At 72.0% G+C, this 23,612-nt stretch carries 23 protein-coding genes and 1 riboswitch; of the genes, 16 read left to right on the top strand and 7 right to left on the bottom strand.

Going from position 1 to position 23,612, the window contains the following annotated elements; all coding sequences use genetic code 11:
* Positions 1-54: 54 nt before the first annotated feature.
* Entirely contained in the window at positions 55-522 is a 468-nt protein-coding gene (locus ACLIN4_RS06130) for an acyl-CoA thioesterase (RefSeq protein ID WP_107476396.1), read from the top strand.
* Here ACLIN4_RS06130 and ACLIN4_RS06125 read toward each other — a convergent pair.
* On the bottom strand, positions 482-1,693 hold the full coding sequence (locus tag ACLIN4_RS06125; RefSeq protein ID WP_269958616.1) for an MFS transporter: 1,212 nt from the start codon (positions 1,691-1,693) through the stop codon (positions 482-484). The genes ACLIN4_RS06130 and ACLIN4_RS06125 overlap by 41 nt on opposite strands.
* A 151-nt stretch (positions 1,694-1,844) precedes the next feature.
* On the opposite strand from ACLIN4_RS06125, the gene ACLIN4_RS06120 reads away from it, so the two are divergent.
* Positions 1,845-3,038, top strand: a complete 1,194-nt coding sequence (locus ACLIN4_RS06120; protein WP_107476398.1) for an ROK family transcriptional regulator — start codon at positions 1,845-1,847, stop codon at positions 3,036-3,038.
* Between the two features lie 173 nt (positions 3,039-3,211).
* On the opposite strand, the gene ACLIN4_RS06115 is transcribed toward ACLIN4_RS06120, so the two are convergent.
* Positions 3,212-5,587 (bottom strand): chitinase C-terminal domain-containing protein, encoded by a 2,376-nt coding sequence (locus ACLIN4_RS06115; protein ID WP_411575561.1) that lies wholly within the window; start codon positions 5,585-5,587, stop codon positions 3,212-3,214.
* A 217-nt stretch (positions 5,588-5,804) separates the two neighbouring features.
* Positions 5,805-5,935, top strand: a riboswitch (FMN riboswitch).
* 150 nt (positions 5,936-6,085) lie between these two features.
* Here ACLIN4_RS06115 and ACLIN4_RS06110 point away from each other — a divergent pair.
* The 9 genes from ACLIN4_RS06110 to ACLIN4_RS06070 all read left to right on the top strand — a co-directional run bounded on the left by ACLIN4_RS06110 (position 6,086) and on the right by ACLIN4_RS06070 (position 13,438).
* The gene (locus ACLIN4_RS06110; RefSeq protein ID WP_043375208.1) at positions 6,086-6,688 is read left to right on the top strand and encodes a riboflavin synthase; all 603 of its coding nucleotides are present in this window, start codon (positions 6,086-6,088) and stop codon (positions 6,686-6,688) included.
* The gene (locus ACLIN4_RS06105; RefSeq protein ID WP_107476400.1) at positions 6,685-7,329 is read left to right on the top strand and encodes a nicotinamide mononucleotide transporter family protein; all 645 of its coding nucleotides are present in this window, start codon (positions 6,685-6,687) and stop codon (positions 7,327-7,329) included. Before ACLIN4_RS06110 ends, ACLIN4_RS06105 begins: the two co-directional genes overlap by 4 nt.
* Positions 7,326-8,615, top strand: a complete 1,290-nt coding sequence (locus ACLIN4_RS06100; protein ID WP_289911441.1) for a bifunctional 3,4-dihydroxy-2-butanone-4-phosphate synthase/GTP cyclohydrolase II — start codon at positions 7,326-7,328, stop codon at positions 8,613-8,615. The genes ACLIN4_RS06105 and ACLIN4_RS06100 overlap by 4 nt, the downstream gene beginning before the upstream one ends.
* 21 nt (positions 8,616-8,636) lie before the next feature.
* A complete protein-coding gene (gene ribH, locus ACLIN4_RS06095; protein WP_043375214.1) occupies positions 8,637-9,122 on the top strand; it encodes a 6,7-dimethyl-8-ribityllumazine synthase in 486 nt (161 codons plus the stop codon).
* Positions 9,123-9,156: 34 nt separating this feature from the next.
* Positions 9,157-9,429, top strand: coding sequence for a phosphoribosyl-ATP diphosphatase (locus ACLIN4_RS06090; protein ID WP_107476416.1), 273 nt, complete (start codon positions 9,157-9,159; stop codon positions 9,427-9,429).
* A gap of 49 nt (positions 9,430-9,478) precedes the next feature.
* Positions 9,479-10,327: an ATP phosphoribosyltransferase gene (gene hisG, locus ACLIN4_RS06085; RefSeq protein ID WP_043375216.1), complete on the top strand. Its 849-nt coding sequence runs from the start codon at positions 9,479-9,481 to the stop codon at positions 10,325-10,327.
* 73 nt (positions 10,328-10,400) lie between these two features.
* Positions 10,401-10,868: a PH domain-containing protein gene (locus ACLIN4_RS06080; RefSeq protein ID WP_107476401.1), complete on the top strand. Its 468-nt coding sequence runs from the start codon at positions 10,401-10,403 to the stop codon at positions 10,866-10,868.
* A 204-nt stretch (positions 10,869-11,072) separates the two neighbouring features.
* Positions 11,073-12,404, top strand: a complete 1,332-nt coding sequence (locus ACLIN4_RS06075) for a hemolysin family protein (protein WP_107476402.1) — start codon at positions 11,073-11,075, stop codon at positions 12,402-12,404.
* Positions 12,401-13,438 carry a hemolysin family protein gene (locus ACLIN4_RS06070; RefSeq protein WP_100046373.1) on the top strand — a complete coding sequence of 346 codons (1,038 nt, stop codon included), beginning with the start codon at positions 12,401-12,403 and terminating at the stop codon, positions 13,436-13,438. The genes ACLIN4_RS06075 and ACLIN4_RS06070 overlap by 4 nt, the downstream gene beginning before the upstream one ends.
* Positions 13,439-13,441: 3 nt before the next feature.
* Here the strand turns inward: ACLIN4_RS06070 and ACLIN4_RS06065 are convergent, their stop codons facing one another.
* Positions 13,442-15,307: an AAA family ATPase gene (locus ACLIN4_RS06065; protein WP_107476417.1), complete on the bottom strand. Its 1,866-nt coding sequence runs from the start codon at positions 15,305-15,307 to the stop codon at positions 13,442-13,444.
* Between the two features lie 431 nt (positions 15,308-15,738).
* Positions 15,739-16,359, bottom strand: coding sequence for a uridine kinase family protein (locus tag ACLIN4_RS06060; RefSeq protein ID WP_107476418.1), 621 nt, complete (start codon positions 16,357-16,359; stop codon positions 15,739-15,741).
* Positions 16,360-16,666: 307 nt separating this feature from the next.
* Here ACLIN4_RS06060 and ACLIN4_RS06055 point away from each other — a divergent pair, with 307 nt between their 5' ends.
* From ACLIN4_RS06055 to ACLIN4_RS06045, 3 genes are all read left to right on the top strand, one after another.
* A complete protein-coding gene (locus tag ACLIN4_RS06055; protein ID WP_289911431.1) occupies positions 16,667-18,046 on the top strand; it encodes a peptidase C39 family protein in 1,380 nt (459 codons plus the stop codon).
* 178 nt (positions 18,047-18,224) lie between these two features.
* Complete coding sequence (locus ACLIN4_RS06050; RefSeq protein ID WP_107476404.1) at positions 18,225-18,365, top strand: SCO1431 family membrane protein; 141 nt, start codon at positions 18,225-18,227, stop codon at positions 18,363-18,365.
* A gap of 82 nt (positions 18,366-18,447) precedes the next feature.
* Positions 18,448-19,104 (top strand): TetR/AcrR family transcriptional regulator, encoded by a 657-nt coding sequence (locus tag ACLIN4_RS06045; protein ID WP_107476405.1) that lies wholly within the window; start codon positions 18,448-18,450, stop codon positions 19,102-19,104.
* Positions 19,105-19,180: 76 nt separating this feature from the next.
* Here ACLIN4_RS06045 and ACLIN4_RS06040 read toward each other — a convergent pair whose 3' ends face one another.
* Positions 19,181-20,449, bottom strand: a complete 1,269-nt coding sequence (locus ACLIN4_RS06040; RefSeq protein WP_411575560.1) for a glycoside hydrolase family 18 protein — start codon at positions 20,447-20,449, stop codon at positions 19,181-19,183.
* Positions 20,450-20,809: 360 nt separating this feature from the next.
* Here ACLIN4_RS06040 and ACLIN4_RS06035 point away from each other — a divergent pair, with 360 nt between their 5' ends.
* Positions 20,810-21,982, top strand: a complete 1,173-nt coding sequence (locus ACLIN4_RS06035; RefSeq protein WP_100046368.1) for an acyl-CoA dehydrogenase family protein — start codon at positions 20,810-20,812, stop codon at positions 21,980-21,982.
* Here ACLIN4_RS06035 and ACLIN4_RS06030 read toward each other — a convergent pair.
* Positions 21,945-22,226, bottom strand: coding sequence for a hypothetical protein (locus ACLIN4_RS06030; protein ID WP_100046367.1), 282 nt, complete (start codon positions 22,224-22,226; stop codon positions 21,945-21,947). The two genes, ACLIN4_RS06035 and ACLIN4_RS06030, sit on opposite strands and share 38 nt — an antisense overlap.
* 211 nt (positions 22,227-22,437) lie before the next feature.
* On the bottom strand, positions 22,438-22,875 hold the full coding sequence (locus ACLIN4_RS06025) for a hypothetical protein (protein WP_100046366.1): 438 nt from the start codon (positions 22,873-22,875) through the stop codon (positions 22,438-22,440).
* 263 nt (positions 22,876-23,138) lie between these two features.
* Here ACLIN4_RS06025 and ACLIN4_RS06020 point away from each other — a divergent pair, with 263 nt between their 5' ends.
* The gene (locus ACLIN4_RS06020; RefSeq protein ID WP_100046365.1) at positions 23,139-23,579 is read left to right on the top strand and encodes an Lrp/AsnC family transcriptional regulator; all 441 of its coding nucleotides are present in this window, start codon (positions 23,139-23,141) and stop codon (positions 23,577-23,579) included.
* Positions 23,580-23,612 lie beyond the last annotated feature (33 nt).

The raw sequence follows: 23,612 nt of genomic DNA, 5'->3' as shown, positions 1-23,612 counted from the left end.
TCGTCCGTACGTCAGTACCGCCGCGTACCACCACGCACCACCCAGGAGCCCGTCGTGACCGCCGAAGCGCCCGCCGCCCCCGCCCTGCCCGCCGTGCCGTACGGCCGCCTCGTCCCCGTCACCGTCCACTTCGACGACCTCGACGCGCTCGGCCTGCTGCACAACGCCCGCTACCCCGTGATGGTCGAGCGTGCCTGGGCCGAGCTGTGGACGGAGCACGGATTCCGGTTCGAGGGCGACTGGGCGGCGGCCGGCGACGCCTGCAACGCGGTCAAGGAACTGACGATCACCTACGACGCGCCGGTCACCCGGCCGGGCGCCTACGCCGTCCACCTCTGGCTGGACCGGCTCGGCACGACCGGGCTGACCTACGGCTTCCGCTTCTGCTCGGCGGACGGCGCCACCACGTACGCCCGCGGCACCCGGGTGCTGGTCCGGCTGGACTCGGAAACCCTGCGCCCGGCGCCGTGGAGCGACACGTTCAGGACTGCCGGTCGGGCACTCCTGCGTTCGACGGACTGATCTTCGGCCGGTCCCGGTCCCCGGCGCGCAGCACCTTCGCGAACACCACGAGGCAGCAGGCCAGCACCGTCACCAGGCCGAACGACACCACCAGGCTGGTCGCCTGGGCGAGGCCGCCGATCGCGCTCGGGGCGACCAGGCCTGAGGTGTACGTGATGGTGGCGACACCCGCGATGGCCAGGCTCGGGTTGGAACCGGCGCGGCCGGCCGCCGCGAAGCACAGCGGGACGACCACGGCGATACCGAGCCCCATCAGCGCGAAGCCGGTCATCGCCACCGCCGGGTGGCCGCCGACGACGACGAGCAGGCCGCCGAGGGAGGCCAGCACTCCGCTCACCCGCACCGTGCGTACCGCGCCGAAACGGTCCACCACCTTGTCGCCGGCGAGCCGGGCCACGGCCATGGTGAGCGTGAAGCCCGTCGTGCACGCCGCCGCCAGTCCCGCCGACGTCTCCAGCTCGTCCCGCAGGTAGACCGCCGACCAGTCCAGGCTCGCGCCCTCCGCGAACACCGCGCAGAACCCGACCGCGCCGATCAGCACCGCCGACCGGGGCGGCAGCGCGAACCTCGGCGGCGGGTCCTCGTCCTCGGCGGGCTGGAGGTCCAGCACCCAGGTGCAGGCGACCAGGCCCGCGACGGTCAGCACCGCGGCGGCCAGGACGTGGTGCAGGCGGGCGTCCGAGCCCAGGTGGGCGGCGAGCGTGCCGGCCGCCGAACCGATCAGGGCTCCCGCGCTCCACATGCCGTGCAGGCTGGACATGATCGACTTGTCCAGGCGGTTCTCGATCTCGACGCCGAGCGCGTTCATCGCCACGTCCGACATGCCCGCCGTGGCGCCGTAGACGAAGAGGGCGAGGCAGAGTGTGAGCAGGTTCGGGGCCAGTGAGGGCAGGACCAGCGCCAGTGTCCACAGGGCCAGCAGGCCGCGCAGGGCGGTGCGGGCGCCGAAGCGGTGACTGACGCTGCCGGCCAGCGGCATGGCGAGGGACGCGCCGAGTGCCGGGAAGGCGAGCGCCAGGCCCAACTGGCCCGCGCTGACCCCGGCATGGTCCTGGATCCACGGCACCCGGGTCGCGAACGAGCCGGTGACGGCGCCGTGCACGGCGAACACGGCCGCCACGGCGTACCGGGCGCGCCTCACCTGGCCCTGCTCGTAGACCACTGCGCTCATTCTCGGCCCCTCCGTCCGGTCCGCACCGGCTCGTCTCCCTGCCGCACCGCTCGCTGCCGTACTGCGCCGCGTAAACTATCAGGGACCCTTCCTGATGGATAGGGGATTATCGGCGCGGGCCGCCGCGCCGCCGATCTGGAAGGATCCCGGCATGCCCGCATCACCGAGCACCGCCCGGGCCATCAACGACCGGTTCGCCCTGCGCCTGCTGCAGCGCGAGGGCCCGTTGACGGCGGGGCAGTTGAAGCAGCTGACCGGCCTGTCCCGGCCCACCGTGGCCGACCTCGTCGAACGCCTCATCGCCTCCGGCCTCATCGAGGTGGCCGGCGAATCGGGGGAGCAGCGCCGCGGTCCCAACGCCAAGCTGTACGGCATCGTCGCCGACCGCGCGCACCTCGCCGCCCTCGACGTGCGCACCGAGGGCGTCGCCGTGCTCGTGTCCGACCTGCTCGGCCGGGTCCTCGCCGAGGCGTCCGTGCCGATCGGCGACGACACCGGGACGGGACCCGCCGTGGAGCAGGCGGTGAGCCTGGTCGAGCGCGCGGCGAAGGAGGCCGGCGCCGACCGGCTGCACACCGTCGGCATCGGCGCGCCCGGCCTGATCGACCCGGCGAGCGGTGAACTCCGCGACTCCACCGGCCTGCCCGCCTGGCACCGCCGGCTGATGGCCGCGCTGCAGGAGAAGTTCCCCGAGGCGCGGGTCGGCGTGGAGAACGAGACCAACCTCGCGGCCCTGGCCGAGCAGCGCGACGGGGCGGCCCGGGACCGGGAGACGTTCGTCCTGCTCTGGCTCGGCCTCGGCATCGGCGCCGCGGTCGTCCTCGACGGCACGCTGCGCCGGGGTGTCTCCGGCGGCGCGGGCGAGATCGGCTTCATGCCGGTGCCGGGCACCGCGGGCCTGCCGTCGGCCACCGACTGCGACGGCGGGTTCCACTCCGTGGCCGGGGCGGCGGCGGTGAGCGCGCTGGCGGCGGAGCACGGTGTGACGGCCGTGCCCGAGGGGCCCGAGCCGCGAGCCGCCGCGCTGGTGCGGGAGGCGGTACGCCGGTCGGCCACGGCCCCGGAGGCCGCCCGCTTCCTGGACGCCCTCGCCGACCGGGTCGCCCTCGGCGCGGCCGCCGTCGTCTCCGTCCTCGACCCCGGATGCCTGGTGCTGGCCGGCGAGGTCGGCCGGGCCGGCGCCGACGCCCTCGCCGCCCGGGTACAGCACCGCCTCGACCGCATGTCGCCGCTGGCCACCGAGGTACGGGCCAGCACGCTGGGCGGCGGCGCCGTACTGCGCGGGGCACTGCTGACCGCCCGGGACCGCGCGCAGGACGAGCTGTTCTCGCCGTCGGAGGCGTAGGGGTCTGCCGCGGGTTCAGCCCCTTCGGACTCCAGGGGGCGCTCCCGGGCGGAACGCCCCGTCGTCGCCCGGGACGTTCCGGCAGCCGCGGAATGTGGCATGCGGACGCGCTGGAGAGGCCCGGCGGCGGGCAAGGGCCGTCGTCACCGCCGCCGGGCCGGTATCGCCGGGGGTCAGCAGGTGCCGAGGTCCTGCCAGACGCCCCACTCGCCGGTGGTGCCGGGCTCCTCGCCCTTCGTCCACCACTTGGACTTCCACGAGTGCCCCTCGTGTGACACGGTGATGCCACCTCCGTACGGCGTCGCCGCGTCCCAGGCCGGTGCCGTGCACTGCCCGGTGCCGTCCGTGGGGCTCGGACTCGGGCTCGGTGCCCCGGTGCCCGTGGGTGTCGGGGTCGGGTTCGGCGTCTCCGTCCCCGGTTCGACGACGGTCGTGCCCCGGGCCAGGTCGCCCGCGAGGGCGTACGTCTTCCCGGCGAACGTCACCGTCCAGTTCGACGGCGTCGACACCGGCAGGTAGTAGACGAAGTCCACCGTTGTCGACGCGCCCGGCGCCAGCGACTGCCAGGCCGGCAGCTTCAGGGAGACGCGGTGGTAATCGCCCTTCAGACCGCCGACGTTGCCGCCCGTGTGGTCGCTGCGGATCACCGAAGTGCCCCAGCCGGACTGGTCCTTGGCGTTGCCGGGCGCCGAGGTGGAGTAGTCGAACCGGAACTCGGTGCCGCCGGGCAGGGTGGTCCTCGTGTTGTTGGTGATCTTCAGCTTGGGGCTGATCGGGTAGTTGGAGTCACCGAGCGGGAACTCCCCGAACTCCACGTCGACGTCCAGCGCCTCGGCCGGCAGGTCGATCGTGGCGCGCTCGGCACCGTAGGGCGACGCGTCCTTGAACGTCTCGTACATCGTGTCGGTCAGCGTCGAGCCCGGCACGTACTGCCCCTTGCCGGCGTCCCAGGCGTAGTCGCCCGCGAGCTCCCACACCATCGTCCCGCCGATGCCGCGGTCGACCACGTAGTCCGCCTTGGCCCGGACCGACTGCTCGTCCTCGGTGGACAGGAAGACCTTCTTCTCGGCGTTCCACAGCCAGGGCGCGACCAGCGTCGCGTCGTACTTGCGGGCGTACGTCCCGGTCAGTGTCGTGTCGGCCGGGAAGCCGTAGTCGGTGACGTAGTCGCCGACGATGCCCTTCTCCAGGTTCTTGGCGTGCCACATCGGGTTGGAGCCCGCGGGTGACTCCTCGCCGTCGGTGTCCAGGTCGTGCCAGAGGTTGTCGATGCCGACCGCGCCGTCACCGCACTTGGTCAGGCCGGAGCCCGCCGGGCAGTCCGTGGCGGGCGCCTTGCCCCAGAGCCCGTCGGTGCCGCCGGTGACGTTCTTGAAGCCGCGCGTGTAGTACGGCAGCCCGATGTTGATGCGTCCGGCCGGCATCGAACCGCGGAAGTAGTGGTAGGCCCAGTCGGTGTTGAGGTAGCCGATGCCGCCGTACTGGGAGGTGGTGTACACGCCCGCGGCGGCGAGTTCGGAGTCCTTGCCGTCGTCGAAGAGGGAGGCGTTCGGGCCGACGTGCTCGTTCCAGGCGCCGTGCAGGTCGTACGACATGATGTTGACGTAGTCCAGGTACTTCTGGACCTGGAAGGTCTCCATGCCGCGCAGCAGGTAACCGGAGGACGGCGCGGCGACGGAGAGCAGGTAGTGCTTCCCGTCCGCGGCGCCCGCGCGGTCGAGCTTCTCGCGCAGCGTCTGCATCAGGGCCGCGTAGCCCTTGACCAGCCCGGCCCGGCGGCCGTTCGCGAAGGACCAGTCGAGCGGGTTGCCCGCGTCCTTCATCGTCGTCGGGTACTCGTAGTCGATGTCGACGCCGTTGAAGCCGTACTTCCGCACGAAGTCGACCGCGGAGTCGGCGAAGGTGTCGATGCCGGCCTGGTTGACCGAGCCGTCGGCGTTGGTGGCCATCGAGTAGAAGCCGCCCGAGTCCACGCGCTTGCCGTCGGCCGCGAAGTAGCCGCCCGTCTCCGCCCAGCCGCCCACCGAGATCATCGTCTTGACGTCCGGGTGCTGCTTCTTGAACTTGTTCAGCTGATTGAAGTGGCCCTTGTAGGGGAGGCCCGGGTCCATCTCGGCACCCTCGACCCCCGGCCACGTCATGCCGGTCGCCGGGTTCGTCGCGCTGTCCGGGCCGACGGAGAGCTTGTTGCCGCCGTCCACGTGCGCGAAGGCGTAGTTGATGTGGGTGATCTTGTCCCACGGGATGTCGGAGGCGAGGTAGGCGGGCTTGCCGTCCTTGCCGGTGCGCCAGCCCGTGAAGTAGCCGATCACCCGGCGCGGGTGGTCCGCGCCCATCCTCTCCCGGCCCTCGGTGTCGTAGACCGAGCAGTAGGGGACGTCGACGCCAGGGGTCTGGTAGAGCCCGTCGGGACGGCAGCTTTCCTGGTCGGCGGCCTGCGACGCGGTCGCCGGGAGGCCGGCGAGGACCAGGCCCGCGACGGCGGTGGCCGCCGCGAACAGGGCCGGTCTCGCTCCGCGGCCGGTTCTGGAGCGTGAGGGGGAAGGCACAGTCGGTTCCTCTCCACGGAAGTTGCGCAGACCCTAGAGAGGACTAGACCAGTGAGTCAATAGGTATGGACCAATCTCAAGTCGGGGGTCCGGCGGGCGGGTTGGTGCGGTCGAGGCCGGGACGGGTTCCGGTGGAGGGGTTGTCCTGTGAGCCACTCCACACACTCCGGCCGCATGGAGGGCGATCGGGCGTGGCACACTGAGCCTGTACCAGAAGCAGCGCACTCCGGGGTCGGTGAAAGTCCGAACCGGCGGTTACAGTCCGCGACCCGGTCGCCTCCAGCGACCGGTTGACCAGGTGAAATTCCTGGACCGACGGTTAAAGTCCGGATGGGAGGCAGTGCGCGGCGGGCGGGCATACGTGCGCGCCGCCGATCTCTGGGACCGCCCCTCACGGGTGGGTCCCGTCCGGCGTCGCTCCCGGTGTCCTCGCTCGCGATCTCTGTCGTCCTCGACAGCCCCGGAGTCCGTGCCCGAAGAGGCAGGAGGACCCGGGAAGTGTTCACCGGAATCGTCGAAGAGCTGGGCGAGATCACCGCCGTCGAGACCCTCGACGACGCCTGTCGCTTCCGCCTGCGAGGCCCCGTGGTCACCGAAGGGGCACGGCACGGCGACTCCATCGCCGTCAACGGCGTCTGCCTCACCGTCGTCGACCACGAGGGCGACGAGTTCACCGCCGACGTGATGGCGGAGACCCTGAACCGCTCCAGCCTGGGCGTCCTCACCACCGGCTCCCGCGTCAACCTGGAGCGCCCCACCGCCGTCGGCGCCCGCCTCGGCGGGCACATCGTGCAGGGCCACGTCGACGGCACCGGCGAGATCCTGGAGCGCAAGCCCTCCGAGCACTGGGAGATCGTCAAGATCTCCCTCCCCGCCGACCTCGCCCGCTACGTCGTGGAGAAGGGCTCCATCACCGTCGACGGCATCAGCCTCACCGTCGTCGACGCGGGACCTGACTTCTTCACCGTCAGCCTCATCCCCACCACCCTCGCCCTGACCACGCTCGGCCTCAAGCAGCCCGGCGACCCGGTCAACCTCGAGGTGGACGTCATCGCCAAGTACGTCGAGCGGCTGCTCGGCACCCAGGGGGGCACCCGGTGAACTGGCTCAACTCCGAGGCGTTCACGCTCTTCGACCAGCACATCAAGTGGTCGGACATGATCGGCAACGTGATCGGTCTGCTCGGTCTCGCGCTCGGCTGGCGGCGTTCGATCTGGACCTGGCCCGTGCAGTTCGTCTCCGGGCTCATCCTCTTCACCGCCTTCGCCACCGCCCACCTCTCCGGCAGCGCGGGCAAGCAGATCGTCGTCATGATCGTCGCCGCCTGGGGCTTCTGGCAGTGGAACCGCGGCCGGCAGCAGACGCAGGACGGCTCGATCGCCGTCCGGTTCGCCACCTGGCGCGAGCGCGGCGTCCTGCTCGCCGCGGCCGCCGTCGGCACCCTCGCGGTCGGCGGCCTGTTCACCGCCTTCCCCACCCTGTCCTGGGACCCCTGGCCGGACGCGTACATCTTCGTCGGCACCGTCGTCGCCATGTACGCCCAGGCGCGCGGCATGGTCGAGTTCTGGTTCGCCTGGCTGCTGGTCGACCTGGTCGGCGTCCCGCTGAACTTCGCCAACGGCTTCGCCTTCTCCGGCTTCGTCTACGTCATCTACGGCGCGCTCGTCCTGTGGGGCCTGCGCGACTGGTGGCTGCGCTCCCGCACCGCGGCGCGGCCCGTCCCGGAAGGAGCGCCCGCATGAGCACGGCAACCGTCCTCTACACGCCCGACGGCCCCGAGGACCTGCTCCTCGACCCCGTCGAACAGGCCATCGCCGACATCGCCGCCGGCCGCCCGGTCGTCGTCGTCGACGACGAGAACCGCGAGAACGAGGGCGACCTCGTCATCGCCGCCGAGAAGGCGACCGAGGAGATCGTCGCCTTCATGATGAGCGAGTGCCGCGGCCTGATCTGCGCCCCCATGGAGGGCGACGAACTCGACCGGCTGCGCCTGCCGCAGATGGTCGACGACAACACCGAGTCGATGAAGACCGCCTTCACCGTCTCCGTCGACGCCACCGCCGCGCACGGCGTGAGCACCGGCATCTCGGCCTCCGACCGCGCCACGACCCTCCAGCTCCTGGCGAGCGGCACCGCCGAGCCGACCGACCTGGTCCGTCCCGGCCACATCTTCCCGCTGCGCGCCCGCTCCGGAGGCGTCCTGGTGCGCAACGGCCACACCGAGGCCGCCGTCGACCTCGCCCGCCTCGCGGGCCTGCGCCCGGCCGGCGCCATCGTCGAGATCGCCGGCGAGGACGGGCGCATGCTGCGCCTGCCCGAGCTGATCCCGTTCGCCCGCAAGCACGGCCTGACGATCATCTCCATCGAGGACCTGATCGCCTACCGCCGCAGCGCCGAGCCCACCGTCCGCCGCGAGGCCGAGGTCCACCTGCCCACCCGGCACGGCGAGTTCACCGCGTACGGCTACCGCTCCACCGTCGACGGCGTCGAGCACGTCGCCCTGGTCCACGGCGAGATCGGCGACGGCAAGGACGTCCTCGTCCGCATCCACTCCGAATGCCTCACCGGCGACGTCTTCGGCTCCCAGCGCTGCGACTGCGGCCCCCAGCTCGACGCCTCCCTGGAACGCATCCAGGCCGAGGGCAGGGGAGTGGTCGTCTACCTGCGCGGTCACGAGGGGCGCGGCATCGGCCTGATGTCCAAGCTGCGCGCCTACGAACTCCAGGAGCGCGGCCGGGACACCCTCGACGCCAACCTGGAACTCGGCCTGCCCGCCGACGCCCGCGACTACGGCGCCGGCGCCCAGATCCTCCAGGACCTCGGTGTGCGCGCCGTCCGCCTGATGACCAACAACCCGGACAAGAGCGACGCCCTCGAACGGCACGGCATCGACGTCACCGGCCGCGAGCCGATGCCCGTCCAGGCCGGCGAGCACAACCTCCGCTACCTGCGCACCAAGCGGGACCGGATGGGCCACGACCTGCCCTGGCTGGACACGACGCCCGTGTCCACCTGCGGCAACCAGTAAGCAAGCAACACGAGGAGAGACGTGAGCGGCAAGGGTGCACCGGAACTGTCCGTACGCAACGTGGGGGACCTGCGGGTCGCCGTCGTCGCGGCACAGTGGCACGACAAGGTGATGGACGGACTGGTGGACGGCGCCCTGCGCGCCCTGCACGAGCTGGGCATCGACGAGCCGACCCTGCTCAGGGTCCCCGGCAGCTTCGAGCTCCCGGTCGTCGCCAAGGTCCTCGCCGGCCGCGGCTACGACGCGATCGTCGCCCTCGGCGTCGTCATCCGCGGCGGCACCCCCCACTTCGACTACGTGTGCCAGGGCGTCACCCAGGGCCTGGTCCAGGTCTCCGTGGAGACCGGCGTCCCCGTCGGCTTCGGCGTCCTCACCTGCGACACCGAGGAGCAGGCCCTCGACCGGGCCGGCATCGAGGGCTCCAGCGAGGACAAGGGGCACGAGGCGGTGACCGCGGCCGTCGCCACGGCGGCCACGCTCCGCTCAGTATCCGAACCGTGGCGCTAGGCCGCCCGGCACTACGCGTAAAGTGGGCGGCACCATGTCCAAGAAGACTTTCGAGGAGCTCTTCACCGAGCTCCAGCACAAGGCCGCAGGCGGCGACCCCGCCACCTCCCGCACCGCCGAACTGGTGGACAAGGGGGTCCATGCCATCGGCAAGAAGGTCGTAGAGGAGGCCGCCGAGGTCTGGATGGCCGCCGAGTACGAGGGCAAGGACGCGACGGCCGAGGAGATCTCCCAGCTGCTGTACCACGTCCAGGTGATGATGGTCGCCCGCGGCATCTCCCTGGACGACGTCTACGCCCACCTGTAAAGCCGGACCCCCTTCTTCTCCACCCCTCCACACAAAGGAAGCCGACCTCATGCTGCGCATCGCCGTCCCCAACAAGGGTTCCCTGTCAGGCCCCGCGGGGGAGATGCTGCATGAGGCCGGCTACCAGCAGCGCCGCGAGTCCAAGGAACTGCGGATCGTCGACCCGACGAACGAGGTCGAGTTCTTCTACCTGCGCCCCCGGGACATCGCGATCTACGTCTCCTCCGGCAAGCTCGACATCGGCATCACCGGCCGCGACCTGCTGATCGACTCCGGTGCCGACGCGGAGGAGATCCTGCCGCTCGGCTTCGCCCGCTCCACCTTCCGCTTCGCCGGCAAGCCGGGCACCGCGAACGGCGTCACCGACCTCAAGGGCCGCACCGTCGCCACCTCCTACGAGGGCATCGTCGCCGCCCACCTGGCCGAGCAGGGCGTCGACGCCTCCGTCGTCCACCTCGACGGCGCCGTCGAGACCGCCATCGAGCTCGGTGTCGCCGAGGTCATCGCGGACGTGGTCGAGACCGGCACCTCCCTGCGCAACGCGGGGCTGGAGGTCTTCGGCGAGCCCATCATGAAGTCCGAGGCCGTCGTGATCCGCCGCTCCGGCGCGGACGCCGAGGAGCCCAAGGTGCAGCAGTTCCTGCGCCGCCTCCAGGGCGTCCTGGTGGCCCGGACGTACGTGATGATGGACTACGACTGCCGGGTGGAGCAGCTCGAGAAGGCCGTCGCCCTCACTCCCGGCCTGGAGTCCCCGACCGTCTCCCCGCTGCACAACGAGGGCTGGGTCGCCGTCCGCGCCATGGTCCCCGCCAAGGAGGCCCAGCGGATCATGGACGACCTCTACGAGATCGGCGCCCGGGCCATCCTGACCACGGCCATCCACGCCTGCCGTCTCTGACCACGGCCTCCACGCCTGCCGCCTGACCACGGCCCTCACGTCCGCCGTCTCTGAGCGCGACCCGGAGCACCTCATGCCCGACACCCCGCCGGACCTGCCGGCCCTGCCCGTCACCTTCCGGCCGGGCCGTACCCGCGCCGTCCTGACCGTCCTCGCCGTGCTCACGTTCGCGGCCATCACGGCGGTCGGCATGCTGCTGGACGGCCTCGGCACCGGGGAGCGCCTCAGCTTCGCACTGACCGCCCTCCTCCTCGCCGGGGTCCTGCTCCTGCTGGCCAGGCCCCACGTCACCGCCGACGAGACGGGCGTCACCGTCGTCAACCTCACCACCAAGCGGCGCCTGGCCTGGGCCGAGATCCTCCGGGTCAACCTCCGGCAGGGCGACCCCTGGGCCTTCCTCGACCTCAGCGACGGCAGCAGCCTGCCCGCGCTCGGCATCCAGCCGGGCATCGCCCGTCAACGCGCCATCCAGGACGCGCGCGCCCTGCGCGCCCTCGTCGAGGCCCGCTCCACCGCCACCCCCGAGGCACCGCGCGGCTGACGCGGAGGCGCCGACCCTGCCGCGGGCACCCTTTTCGTGATTAATCTGGGAACGAGGACGCGGCCGTCGCGTCCTCGCCCCTGTCGCTCCGCCCGGTGCGCGGGGGTTCCTGCTACCCGAGGAGTGACTCCCTCCGGCGATGGACGGATCGTCCTGCAGTACCTGCGCCGCCCCCTGCTGTGAACCTCCGCAGGCGGCGGCCTCATGACCACCCCCCTGCTGCTCCTGGCAGCCGCGTTCCTGCTGATCCTCGCCAACGGCTTCTTCGTCGCCGCCGAGTTCGGCCTGGTGACCGTCGAACGCGCGGACGCCGAGCAGGCCGCCGCCGACGGCGACCGGCGCGCCCACCGTGTCGTGGAGTCCCTGAAGGAGCTGTCCTTCCAGCTCTCCGGCACCCAGCTCGGCATCACCGTCACCTCCCTCGTCGTCGGCATGCTCGCCGAACCGGCGCTCGCCCGGCTCCTGGACGGCCCGCTCACGGCGATCGCCGTCCCCGACGGCGCCGTCCCCGGCGTGTCCGTCGTCGTCGGCATGCTGCTGGCCTCCGCGGTGCAGATGGTGATCGGCGAGCTGGTGCCCAAGAACTGGGCGGTGTCCAGGCCCCTCCAGGTCGCACGCTTCGTCGCGGGCCCGCAGCACGCCTTCGCCCGGCTGTTCCACCCGGTGATCGCCGCGCTGAACGCCGTGGCCAACCGCCTGGTCCGCACGCTCGGCATCGAACCCGCCGAAGAGCTGGCCTCCGCCCGCACCCCCGACGAACTGGTCTCCCTGGCCCGGCACTCCGCCCGGGCCGGCGCCCTGGAACAGGACACCGCCGACCTCTTCGTACGGACCCTGTCGCTGGGCGAACTGACCGCGCAGCACGTCATGACCCCGCGCGTGAAGGTCAGCGCCCTGCACTCCTCGGCCACCGCCGAGGACGTGGTCAACCTGACCCGCGCCACCGGCCTGTCCCGCTTCCCCGTCTACCGGGAGAAGATCGACGAGATCGTCGGCATGGTCCACCTCAAGGACGCCCTGGCGGTCCCCGCGCGGGACCGGCTGCGCACCCCCGTCGGCCGGATCGCCCGCCCGGCGCTCCTCGTCCCCGAGACCCTGCCCGTACGGCCGCTGCTCACCCGCCTGCGCAGCGAGCAGCCCATCGCGGTCGTCGTCGACGAGTACGGCGGCACGGCCGGTGTCGTCACCCTGGAGGACATCGTCGAGGAGCTCGTCGGCGAGGTCCGTGACGAGCACGACGGCCAGGACGTCCCCGAACTCGCCGCCGCGCCGCCCGAGGACGGCCGGCCCGCCTGGGACGTCGACGGCAGCTGCCGTGTCGACGCCCTGCGCCGCATCGGCCTCGACGCTCCCGAGGGACCGTACGAGACCGTGGCCGGCCTCGTCGCCGACCTGCTGGGCCGCATCCCGGCCGTCGGTGACCGCGCGGAGCTGCCCGGCTGGCGGCTCTCCGTCCGCCAGGTCGGTCACTACCGCGCCGAGCGCATACGGCTGGTGCGGACGGCACCGGTCTCCGTGCTGGAGGCCGCCCGATGAGCGTCCTGCAACTCCTCCTCGCCGCCCTGCTCGTGCTCGCCAACGGCTTCTTCGTCGGCGCCGAGTTCGCCCTCGTCTCGGTCCGCCGCAGCCAGATCGAACCGCTCGGCACCGCCCGCGCCCGCCAGGTGCTGTACGGCCTGGAGCGGCTGCCGCAGATGATGGCGGCCGCCCAGTTCGGCATCACGGTCTGCTCACTCACCCTCGGCGCGGTCGCCGAACCGACCGTCGCGCACCTCCTGGAGCCGGTCTTCGAGTGGATGCGCCTTCCGCACGGAGTCATCCACCCGCTCGGCTACGTCATCGCACTGGCCGCCGTGGTCTTCTGCCACCTCGTCATCGGCGAGATGGTCCCGAAGAACCTCGCGATGGCCGCTCCCGAGAAGACCGCGTTGTGGCTGAGTCCCGGCCTGGTCGCCTTCGCCCGTCTCTGCAAGCCGATCACCTTCGCGCTGGGTGCCTGCTCCCGGGCGATCCTGCGGCTCTTCCGCGTCGAGCCCAGGGACGAGGTGGAGGCGGTCTTCACCAGTGAGCAGCTCAACCGGCTGGTGGAGGACGCCGGTCAGGCGGGCCTGCTCGACCCCGAGGAGCAGGAGCGCCTGGAGGACGCCCTGGAACTGGGCTCCCGCCCGGTGACGGACGTGCTGCTCGGCCGCGAGTCCCTGGTGACGGTCGGCCCTTCGGTCACCCCGGGAGAGATCGTCGGGCTCACCGCCCGCACCGGGTACTCACGCTTCCCGGTCGCGGCCGAGCAGGGTGCCTTCATGGGATACCTCCACGTCAAGGACGTCCTCGACGCGGAGGAGTCGGACCGGGCCGTCCCGCAGCACCTGTGGCGCCCCATGACGACCCTCCGCCCCGACCTCCCCCTCGACGACGCCCTCACCGTGATGCGCCGCGCGGCCACCCACCTGGCCCAGGTCACGGACGCGTCGGGGAGGGTCCTGGGCCTGGTCGCCCTGGAGGACGTGCTGGAACTCCTGGTCGGCGAGGTACGGGACCCGGCCCACCGGGAGGTGACGCTGGCGACGTAGCTCCTACAACGCCGACGGATCCTGCGGCCCCCGCCCCGACAGCACCTCCCCGTAGGCCTGCATCAGGTCCGGCAACCGCAGCGTCGCCAGGTCGTCCCGGCTCAGCACCCCCGGGTACACCGACAACCGCAGATCCCGGTACGCACAGCTCTTCTCGTACAGCGTCCGCAGGAACCGCCCGTTCCCCAACTCGTCGATCCATCCCTGGTCCACCACGTGCCCGGCGATCGACCGCAGTTCGTCCAGCGCCTCCTCGTCCCACACGTCCCCGTTCTCGGCCGCGAGGACCTCACCGATCGAGGTGAGCTCCAGCGGCCGGTACGACGGGAAGTCGACCCGCGTGGTGAAGCGGGAGGACAGCCCCGGGTTGGCGGTCAGCAGCCGGTCCATGCCCTCCGGGTAGCCGGCCAGGATCACCACCAGATGGTCGCGGTTGTCCTCGGCACGCTTCAGCAGCACCTGCAGCGCCTCGTCGCCGTACGCGTCCCCCTTGCCGTACCCGGAGTTGGACAGGGAGTACGCCTCGTCCACGAAGAGGACGCCGCCGAGCGCGGAGTCGATCAGTTCGTTGGCCTTCACGGCGGTCTGGCCGAGGTACTCGCCGACCAGATCGGCCCGTTGCGCCTCCACGAGGTGGTCGCCGCCGAGCAGGCCGAGGGCGTAGAAGACGCGGCCCAGGATGCGGGCCACGGTGGTCTTGCCGGTGCCCGAGGGGCCGGAGAAGACGAAGTGACGTTTGGGCGGCTGGACCGGCAGGCCCTGCCCGGCCCGCAGGCGTGCCATGTTCAGCTGCGCGGACAGGGCCTTGACCTGCCGCTTCACCGGTTCCAGGCCCACCATGCGCTCCAGTTCGGCGAGCGCCTCCTCCAGGAGTGCCGGGTCGGTGGGGCCGGTGGGCAGCGAAGGGTCCGGCCCGTCGGTCTTCTCCCGTACCTGCGGTCCCGTCAGCGAGGGCAGCGGGGCGGACAGTCCGGGATCGGGGACGGACAGTTTCAGGTCGCGCTCCTCGGCGTCCGAGAGGGGATCGAGCCCGTCGGGCCCGTCCAGGCCGTCCGGGCCCAGGACGGCCTGCGCCTGCCCCGAGAGGTCGGCGGCGTCGTCGTAGCCGTCGCCCTCGGAGATCGCGGCCAGCCGGGCCGAGGTGTCCATGAAGGCCGGGTCGACCCGGTGCACGGCCCGGTACAGCGGCAGCGCGGCGGCGCTGCGGCCCGTGCCCTCGTGCGCCCGCGCCAGCCAGTACCGCAGTTCCTTGCGCTGCGGCTGCTCGCTGCGGCACCTCATCAGGGCCGCCGACAACAGCGGTTCGGCCTGCCCGTACATCTCCAGCCGGACCCGGGCCATGCCGCTGAACAGACCGGCCTCGATGCCCAGCAGGGGATCACCGAGCAGCGGGTCGGTGTGCCGGACTAGCTGCTCCCAGTCCTTGACCAGGTACGCCCGGCAGGCGTGCAGGAAGCGGACCTGGGGGTCGGTGTCCACGGGCGGCAGCCCGGCCAGGGCCCGGTCCAGCTCCGGGACATGGCGGCCGTCCAGCCAGTGGGAGGCGTGCGCGAGCAGCAGGTCGCGGGGACTCTCCAGCACGGGCTGCACCCACCAGCCCAACCAGTACCAGGAGTTGAGGGTACGGCGATGACGGGCGCGCTGCTCGCCGAAGCGCTCGCGGTGCCGGAACATCCTGAGCAGGGCGTTGGTGGTGTCGACGCGCAGCGCGTGCAGGCCCAGCCAGCCGTCGGCCATCGCGGGATCGATGCGTACCGCGGTCCGGAACTCCTCCTCCGCCTGCGGATAGGCCCCCATGGTGTAGGCGTCCACGCCGCGCAGCCAGGCGAGGTCGGCCGGGGCCTGCGGCCCCTGCGTGCCGAAGTCCATCCCGTCCCCCACGTACCGTGCCCCCGTCGGTATGCCGCCGAGCCGTCGCCCGCCGGCCGCCTCGGCCAACGGCTCTGCCGCGGGCCGGAGTTGCAAGGTGCGCGTGGCAGCCGCGCCCCGGGTCGCACCGAGGGCATCGTACCCGCGGGGGTCTTCCCTCCGAAGGGTGCCGGGGCCCCTCGTTCCACGAGGTGGGAGCGCGCGGGGCGCACGAGGAAGCGTCACAGAGGGTGAGCGGACAGCGTCACGGAGCAGCCGCGAAACGCGCTCAGGGCAGAACGAAGCCCCCGGTCACGGGGGAACAACCGGGGGCTTCGTGTCTGCGGGCGGCTTCGAACGGCCGCACATTCAGAACGTAAGACCTGTACGGGCCCTGGGTCAAGCGCAGTTGGGGCACTCCGGCCCGTTGCGGCTCGGCGATCTTCACGAGTTCAGCACATTGCGGACGGTCCGTCACCCTGAGTGAGGAACCAGGGTGGGGAGGCGCATCCCGCAGGCCCCGGCAGTACCTCGTACCCCTCCTCACCCTGCCGCACCAGAAGGTGCGCGAAGGGGCGCGACGGGTCGGCGGCGAAGTGCCGGCGCTCCGCCGGGATCCACCCGTCCCAGAACGTCCGCTGCTCCGCTCCGTCGCGCTCCCGCCCGCGCGCCCACGCTTCCTGGCGGGGCAACTCCATCCAGAACAGCCGGGCCAGATGCGGGCGCAGCGCCTCCCGCCCCGCGCCCACCCCCTCGACGAGGACCACCGGGGCCGGCGGCAGGGGGCGGGGCGCGGTGAAGCGCCGGGCCCGCCAGTCGTAGGGGGCGTAGCGCGCCGTCTCGCCGCGCCGCAAGGGCTCGATCACCTGGCTCAGCAGCCGTCCGGTCCAGTCGAAGAGCTCGTCGTGACTGGCGATGTCGTCGAGATGCAGCACCGGCGCACTGTCCAGCTCGGCGGCCAGCCGGCCGGCGAAGGTGGACTTCCCGGAACCGGCGTGCCCGTCGACGCCGATCAGGCGCACGGGACCGCAGGAAGGGGGGAGTCCGCGGAGCAGGGCTGCGAGGTCGTGGATGGGGGCTCCCGGGCGGCGCGAAGGGGTGGACGGCGTTCGCCCGCACTCTAACCGCGTCCGATCGGGCCGCGTCGTCCCGGCCGGTCCCGATTCCTGTCCGGCCGGTCCCGACTCCTGTCCGGCCGGTCCCGGCTCTTCTCCGGCCGGTCCGGTCCGCGGGTCCGTCCGGTCCGCGCCACTGGTCGACACCAATGTTCATGGCGTGGCGAGCGCACAAGTGCTGGCAGGAGCGGGCGCCTGCGGCCATAGTTGGCCCACGACCGTGCAACGGACCCGCCCGACTCGGACACCTGGGGGTCTTCCACCCATGAGCAGAGCCGAACAGCCGTCCCGCAGAACCGTCCTGGCCGCCGCGGTGGCCGCCGCCGTGGCCGGCGGCGCGGTCCCGGCCACCGCCGAAGCCGCGCCCGGCACGGGCGGTGGCCCGGCGGGCTCCGACCCCGCCCCCGGCCGGCAGGCCGACTACCGCGCCTGGACCACCTTCCGCGACTGGCGCCGCGGGACCGCGCGAGGCGTCCGCCCCGTCGCGGGCGACCGGGCCGGCGTCGTGATCGGCGCCCCGGCGGGCACCGCGGACTACACCGACCCGCACACCGGCAGGACCGCCAGCTGGGAGTACGCCACCTGGACCTCGCCGGTCCACCGGCTCGCCGTGCCCGCGACCGAGGTCATCGCCTCCTGGAACGCGCACACCCCGGCCGGCACCTGGATCCAGGTCGAGCTCGAGGGGACCTACTCCGACGGCACGGAGACGCCCCGGTACGTGATGGGCCGCTGGGCTGCGGGCGACGGCGACCAGGACATCCGGCGCACCTCGGTCGACGACCAGGGCGACGGCCGGAGCAGCGTCTGGACGGACACCTTCTCCATCGACGACGCCTCCACCGGCCTGCGCCTGGCCTCCTACCGGCTCCGGCTCACCCTGTACCGCCGTCCCGGCACGAAGGCCACGCCCACCGTGTGGCGGCTCGGCGCGATGGGCTCGGACGTCCCCGACCGCTTCACCGTCCCGGCCTCCACCCCGGGGCTCGCCCGGGAACTGCGCGTCCCGCGCTACTCCCAGGAGATCCACAAGGGCCAGTACCCCGAGTACGACAACGGCGGCGAGGCCTGGTGCAGCCCCACCTCCTCGCAGATGATCATCGAGTACTGGGGCGGCCGGCTCACCGAGGAGCAACTCGCCTGGGTCGACCCCTCCTACGCCGACCCGCAGGTCTGCCACGCGGCCCGGTACACCTACGACTACCAGTACGCCGGCTGCGGCAACTGGCCCTTCAACGCCGCCTACGCGGCCACGTTCAAGGACCTCCAGGGCGTGGTCACCCGCCTCGGTTCCCTCACCGACCTGGAGACGCTGATCGCGGCCGGGATCCCCGCCATAACGTCCCAGTCCTTCCTGGCGGAGGAGCTGACCGGGGCCGGCTACGGCACCTCGGGCCACCTGATGACCGTGATCGGCTTCACGGCCGAGGGCGACGTGATCGCCAACGACCCGGCGTCGGACGACAACGAGGCCGTGCGCCGGGTCTACAAGCGGCGCGAGTGGGAGAACATCTGGCTCAGGACCAAGCGGTACAACGCCAATGGCAAGGTCGTCTCCGGGACCGGCGGCGTCTGCTACCTGTACTTCCCCGCGCACCCCGGCCCGCGCCAGCGCAAGGCGCTCGCGGCGGTGGGCGTGCGCTGATCGCCGCCCTGACGACGGCCCCCGGCACGGCTGCCGGGGGCCTCGCTGTGACCAACGTCTCCGCCGCGAAAGCCGCTCACGGTGGCAAGGTGGACAGGGTTCCCGGGGGAGCGGGCCGCCAGAGGCCCGACGGGGGAGCCGGGGGAGTCCACCGCACGCCCGAGATCAGCGAGAAGCCATGACCGCACACAGCGCCACCGCCGCCCGCGTCCGTACCGGCGGCCCCAAGGACGACGGTCCGAAGATCCTCGAGCACGTCATGGGCTGGACCCTCGTCGTGGTGCTCGCGATGTTCGTGGTCCAGTTGGGCCTGCTGTGACGTGACCCTCGTGTGACCTGCCCCACCATCCGACCTGCCATACTGCGGGTGTCCTGCCCCCCGTAGGAGACCAGGGTCGAAATTGAATATCAGTCAACAGCGCGCCGACGTCCGTCCCCGGGCGCGCGGCACCGAGCGCTCGCTGGCACGTCGCGCCGAACTGATCGCCATCGGGCGGAAGTTGTTCGCCGACACGTCGTACGACGCGTTGTCGATGGACGACATCGCCCGTCAGGCGCATGTCGCCAAGGGGCTGATCTACTACTACTTCCAGTCCAAGCGCGGCTACTACCTGGCGATCATCCAGGACTCCGTCGCGGACCTGGTCACCACGGCCGCGGGCGGCACCGAACTGCCGCAGGTGGACCGCGTTCACCGCACCATCGACGGCTACCTGCGCTACGCCGAGCACCATCAGGCCGCCTACCGCACGATCGTCAGCGGCGGCGTCGGCTTCGACGCCGAGGTGCACGCCGTCCGGGACGGGGTGCGCGAGGCGATCGTCGTCACCATCGCCGAGGGCGCGTACGGGCGCTCGGACATCGGTGCGCTGGCCCGGATGGGTCTGCTCGCCTGGGTATGCGGCGTCGAGGGCGCCACCCTGGACTGGATCGGCCGCCCCGAACTGCCCCGCGACACCATGCGCGATCTCCTGGTGAAGTCGCTCGGCGGCACGCTGCGCGCCATCGAGGAACTGGACCCCGCCTACCCGGCCCCGGCCGCCGCCCGCCGGGACTGACGAAAGGCCCGCCGGGACAGACGGAAGGGCGGGGACCCGAGCCGGCCTCCGCCCTTCCGCCCCCCGTGGCGCAGGGTCAGTCGATCGCCTTGATCAACTCACCGTTCGCGGTGTCACCACTCAACTCCCAGAAGAACGTGCCGCCCAGCCCCTGCTCGTTCTTGTACGCCATCTTGGTCGCGATGGTCTCCGGGGTGTCGTAGCTCCACCAGTCGCCGCCGCACTTGGCGTAGGCGGTGCCGGCCACCGTGCCGGTCGCCGGGCAGCTGGTCTTCAGCACCTTGTAGTCCTCGATGCCGTTCTCGTAGGTGCCCTTCGCCGGGCCGGTCGCGGTGCCGCCCGGCTCCGCCCGGGTGACACCGGTCCAGCCGCGGCCGTAGAAGCCGAGTCCCAGCAGGAGCTTGGAGGGCGGAATGCCGAGACCCTTGAGCTTCGCGATCGTCGCCGAGGTGTGGAAGCCCTCCTTCGGAATGCCGGCGTACGAGGTCAGCGCCGAGTGCGGGGCGGTCGGGCCGGCGGCGTCCCAGGCGCCGAAGAAGTCGTACGTCATCGGGTTGTACCAGTCGACGTACTGCGCCGCCCCCGCGTAGTCGGCCGCGTCGATCTTGCCGCCGGTGGTCGCGTCGGCCGTGATCGCCGCGGTGACCAGGTAGTCCGGGCCGAATTCGGCGCGCAGGGCCTTCATCAGCTCCGGGAAGGCATCCCGGCCGCTGGTGTCGCAGGTCAGCCCACAGGCGTTCGGGTACTCCCAGTCGATGTCGATGCCGTCGAAGACGTCGGCCCACTCGGAGTTCTCGACCAGGTCGTGGCAGGACCGGGCGAAGGCGGCCGGGTTCTTCGCGGCCTCCGCGAAGCCGCCGGACCAGGTCCAGCCACCGAAGGACCAGAGGACCTTGAGGCCGGGGTGCTGCTTCTTCAGCTTGAGCAGCTGGTTGAAGTTGCCGCGCAGGGGCTGGTCCCAGGTGTCGGCGGCCCCGTCGACGGACTCGGCGGCGGTGTACGCCCGGTCGGTGGCCGCGTACGCGTCGCCCATCGCGCACTTGCCGCCGGTGACGTTGCCGAAGGCGTAGTTGATGTGGGTCAGCTCGGCTCCGGAGCCGGACGTCTCGATGTTCTTGACGTGGTACTCGCGGTCGTAGGTGCCCCATTCGGTGAAGTAGCCGACGACCTTCGAGCCGGCCGCGGCCTGTGAGGTCCGCGCGGCCTGTGTGTCGGGCGCCGCCGGTGCCGCGGTGGCCGCGGTCGGGCCGGCGCCGGCCAGCAGCCCCGCGCCGAGGGCGGCGGCACACAGCGCGGAGAGGAGCGTCCGGAGGGAGTGGGCGCGGGGGAGGTGCGGGACGTGCATCGGGTGTCTCCTCGTGGGGGGGGAAGAGGGAACGCGCTCCGATTGGCATGAACGCGGTAAGGGCGTTCGGGCCGTCACCGTAGAAGGACTAGACCAGTCGGGTCAATGGTGCGGACCAACTTCGTGTCCGGGTGGCGGAACACGGCCTTCCGGGAGTCGCCGGGCACCTTCTTGAAGTAAGCGGTCGTTAACTGGTGACGCCATGCCTCCGATCGGGCATACTCACAGCGCACAGCCGCTGGTCAGCCGCTCCTGCGACCCGGGAGTGCGAGCATCGGCCAGGCCGAACAGAGCCGGCGGAACCGCCTCCACCCAAGGCGCACGTCCGCCGATGTGCCCGACAGGGAGGAGAGCGTCGCCATGCCCGACCGCGCCCCGCAGCCGGTGGACCGGCAACTGCCCACGGACGAGGCACGGGACCTGATCTCACTCGTCCGCGACATCGCGCAGCGTGAGATCGTCCCGAGCGCGGCCGAGGAGGAGGACGCGGGACGCTTCCCGCGCGAGGTCTTCGCCCTGCTCTCCGAATCCGGCCTGCTCGGCCTGCCGTACGACGCCGAGCACGGCGGCGGTGACCAGCCGTACGAGGTGTACCTCCAGGTCCTCGAAGAGCTCGCCGCGGCCCGCCTCACCGTCGGCCTCGGCGTCAGCGTCCACACCCTCGCCTCCTACGCGCTCGCCGCCTACGGCACCAAGGAGCAGCAGGCCGAGCACCTGCCCGCGATGCTCGGCGGCGGCCTGCTCGGCGCCTACTGCCTCTCCGAGCCCGCCTCGGGCTCGGACGCCGCCTCCCTGCGCACCAAGGCGGTGCGGGAGGGCGACGACTGGGTGATCGACGGCACCAAGGCGTGGATCACGCACGGCGGCATCGCCGACTTCTACACGGTCATGGCCCGTACGGGGGAGGACGGCCCGCGCGGCATCACCGCCTTCCTGGTCCCCGGTGACGCCGAGGGGCTGAGCGCGGCGGTGCCGGAGAAGAAGATGGGGCTCAAGGGCTCGCCCACCGCGCAGGTCCACCTCGACGGCGTGCGGGTGCCCGACGCCCGGCGCATCGGCGACGAGGGCCAGGGCTTCGCGATCGCCCTGTCCGCGCTCGACTCCGGGCGACTCGGTATCGCGGCCTGCGCCGTCGGCGTGGCCCAGGCGGCCCTCGACGAAGCCCTGTCGTACGCGGGGCAGCGGCGGCAGTTCGGCAGGCCGATCGCCGACTTCCAGGGGCTGCGCTTCATGCTCGCCGACATGGCGACCCAGATCGAGGCCGGCCGCGCCCTGTACCTGACGGCGGCACGGCTGCGCGACGCCGGGCTGCCGTTCGCCAAACAGGCGGCCATGGCCAAGCTGCACTGCACCGACACGGCGATGCGGGTCACCACCGACGCCGTGCAGATCCTCGGCGGTTACGGCTACACGGCGGACTTCCCGGCCGAGCGCTACATGCGCGAGGCCAAAGTGCTGCAGATCGTCGAGGGCACCAACCAGATCCAGCGGATGGTCATCGCCCGTCATCTCGCGGGTCCCGAGGGACGCTGAGGTCACCGGTGACACGGAAGTCACCGGTGGTGAAGAACCCCCCGAGACCGCGCGGGGGTGCCGCGAGCCTCACCCACTCGGGGTCGTCGCGACCCGGCAGGGTGCGGCCGCGGTCGGCCCAGGTGCGCATCAGCTCACGGTAGATCGGCGGGTCCGGGAGCTGCGGAGCCGGCGGAACCGGACCGGCGGGCACCGGGACGAACACGCGGCGCCGAGGCCCGGTCGCCGAGTACGTGGGGGTCATACCAGGGCAACGCGGCAATGCGGGTACAGGTCACCGGCCCGCGAAATCGAGAGTGAGTTCGCGGGCGTCCGGCACCGATCCGCCCTTGCCGCGCCCTGTCCGACGTGTGGCCGGCCGCCGCCCGCCCGACTGCTGCGGGCGACGCGCCGAAACCCCTGTCCTGGATCCGCCCGTGTCCCGGGCCGAACCGTGTTCCGGCCGGAACCGAGTCCTAGGCCGCCTCGCGGCGCATCGTCGGCACCCGCATCGGGCGCGAGCCCGGGCCGCCGACGTGGGAAAAGGGCTGCGTCCGCCAGTCGAGGCCCTGGGGGAGCGTCAACAGCAGGGCGGTGTCCTGCTCGTGGGGCCGGAAGGACTCGTCCGCCGGACGGGCCTCGGTGGCCCGGCGGCCGGTGCCGGCGCAGACCGTGAGCCCGAACGGGTTCCACGGCGAGGCGCACAGCGCGTGCTCCGGCAGCTCCTCCTCGTCCGCCAGCAGCGCGATCGGCTGCGCGCAGTCCGGGCAGATCACCCGGTACATCTCGAAGGTGTCGTAGGTGTCGAGCTCCTCGTCGTCGAAGGCGTCGGGTTCGACGCCCTCCGATACGGGCTCGACGACCGGCTGCTGCCGCTTGGGCGCGGTGCGACCAGGGCGCTTAAGACTCTGCATGGGATTCTCCCCCTCGGGCTGGGCCGTGACGGCACTGCGGCCTCGACCACAGCAAGCACTTCCCGTCCCCCCTTCGGGGTAATCACGAGAACATCACGGAGACCGCCCGAGAGGTGTGGTCTTCGTCACATGCCGCTCGCAGGTGCCCCGGACGGTGTGTTACCGCCCCGCCGCCGGCCGGCTCCCCGTCACATCACGAACCGGGCATGACCTGGAGTGCTCGGGTATCCGAGGAGATCAACCGCACTGTAGGTTCTTGCGCCATGGAGGAGCTGGATCGACAGATCGTGCAGCTGCTCGTCAAGGACGGGCGGATGAGCTACACGGACCTGGGCAAGGCCACGGGCCTGTCCACGTCGGCCGTGCACCAGCGGGTGCGGCGGCTGGAGCAGCGCGGTGTCATCCGCGGTTACGCCGCGGTGGTCGACCCGGAGGCGGTCGGGCTGCCGATGACCGCCTTCATCTCCGTGAAACCGTTCGACCCCAGCGCTCCCGACGACATCGCGGACCGCCTGGCAGGCGTCCCGGAGATCGAGGCCTGCCACAGCGTGGCGGGCGACGAGAACTACATCCTCAAGGTGCGCGTGTCGACCCCGCACGAGCTGGAGAACCTCCTCGCCCGGGTGCGCTCCCTGGCCGGTGTCTCGACCCGGACCACCGTGGTGCTGTCCACGCCGTACGAGGCCCGGCCGCCTCGGGTCTGACGGCCCCCGGTCCCACGGGGCCCGGGTCCGACG

It is taken from the genome of Streptomyces mutabilis (assembly GCF_046628145.1).
Lineage (GTDB): Bacteria > Actinomycetota > Actinomycetes > Streptomycetales > Streptomycetaceae > Streptomyces > Streptomyces mutabilis.
The sequence above is the reverse complement of the archived record's forward strand: the minus strand, read 5'-3'. Positions and strand labels throughout refer to the sequence as shown.

Bases quoted from the DNA above. Each gene is read 5' to 3' on its own strand.
- ACLIN4_RS06125 (WP_269958616.1), bottom strand. From the start codon at position 1,693: ATGAGCGCAGTGGTCTACGAGCAGGGCCAGGTGAGGCGCGCCCGGTAC.
- ACLIN4_RS06120 (WP_107476398.1), top strand. From the start codon at position 1,845: ATGCCCGCATCACCGAGCACCGCCCGGGCCATCAACGACCGGTTCGCC.
- ACLIN4_RS06100 (WP_289911441.1), top strand. From the start codon at position 7,326: ATGAGCACGGCAACCGTCCTCTACACGCCCGACGGCCCCGAGGACCTG.
- ACLIN4_RS06090 (WP_107476416.1), top strand. From the start codon at position 9,157: ATGTCCAAGAAGACTTTCGAGGAGCTCTTCACCGAGCTCCAGCACAAG.
- hisG (WP_043375216.1), top strand. From the start codon at position 9,479: ATGCTGCGCATCGCCGTCCCCAACAAGGGTTCCCTGTCAGGCCCCGCG.
- ACLIN4_RS06080 (WP_107476401.1), top strand. From the start codon at position 10,401: ATGCCCGACACCCCGCCGGACCTGCCGGCCCTGCCCGTCACCTTCCGG.
- ACLIN4_RS06075 (WP_107476402.1), top strand. From the start codon at position 11,073: ATGACCACCCCCCTGCTGCTCCTGGCAGCCGCGTTCCTGCTGATCCTC.
- ACLIN4_RS06070 (WP_100046373.1), top strand. From the start codon at position 12,401: ATGAGCGTCCTGCAACTCCTCCTCGCCGCCCTGCTCGTGCTCGCCAAC.
- ACLIN4_RS06065 (WP_107476417.1), bottom strand. From the start codon at position 15,307: ATGGACTTCGGCACGCAGGGGCCGCAGGCCCCGGCCGACCTCGCCTGG.
- ACLIN4_RS06055 (WP_289911431.1), top strand. From the start codon at position 16,667: ATGAGCAGAGCCGAACAGCCGTCCCGCAGAACCGTCCTGGCCGCCGCG.
- ACLIN4_RS06050 (WP_107476404.1), top strand. From the start codon at position 18,225: ATGACCGCACACAGCGCCACCGCCGCCCGCGTCCGTACCGGCGGCCCC.
- ACLIN4_RS06040 (WP_411575560.1), bottom strand. From the start codon at position 20,449: ATGCACGTCCCGCACCTCCCCCGCGCCCACTCCCTCCGGACGCTCCTC.
- ACLIN4_RS06035 (WP_100046368.1), top strand. From the start codon at position 20,810: ATGCCCGACCGCGCCCCGCAGCCGGTGGACCGGCAACTGCCCACGGAC.
- ACLIN4_RS06030 (WP_100046367.1), bottom strand. From the start codon at position 22,226: ATGACCCCCACGTACTCGGCGACCGGGCCTCGGCGCCGCGTGTTCGTC.
- ACLIN4_RS06025 (WP_100046366.1), bottom strand. From the start codon at position 22,875: ATGCAGAGTCTTAAGCGCCCTGGTCGCACCGCGCCCAAGCGGCAGCAG.
- ACLIN4_RS06020 (WP_100046365.1), top strand. From the start codon at position 23,139: ATGGAGGAGCTGGATCGACAGATCGTGCAGCTGCTCGTCAAGGACGGG.